This window comes from Psychroflexus lacisalsi, assembly GCF_020164495.1.
Classification (GTDB): Bacteria; Bacteroidota; Bacteroidia; order Flavobacteriales; family Flavobacteriaceae; genus Psychroflexus; species Psychroflexus lacisalsi.
Genome location: NZ_JAIQYZ010000042.1, coordinates 1 through 280, shown reverse-complemented (window position 1 = coordinate 280; position 280 = coordinate 1). Strand labels below are relative to the sequence as shown.

1 protein-coding gene is annotated in these 280 nt (G+C 40.7%); it reads left to right on the top strand.

What is annotated here, in order from left to right:
- A partial coding sequence (locus LB449_RS13885; protein ID WP_224455703.1) for an IS110 family transposase occupies window positions 1-280 on the top strand: 280 nt, incomplete at both ends.

Genomic DNA, 280 nt, shown 5'->3' with positions numbered 1-280 from the left:
TTTTACAATGATGAGTCTGGGTTTAAAAAGTTCCTTAAAGGATTACCAGAGAACTCATTAGTAGCCATGGAGGCAACAGGTTACTATCATTACCGACTCGCACAGTTTCTTTACAAAAATGCAGTAGCAGTATCAGTTATCAATCCTTTGTCAATCAAGCGGTTTATCCAGATGAAACTGGCCAAGGTAAAGACAGACAAAAGTGATGCAAAGGCGATCTGTGAGTATGCTCAGAACAATGCGGTTCCCCTCTACAATGCACTTACTGAAGTACAGAGTG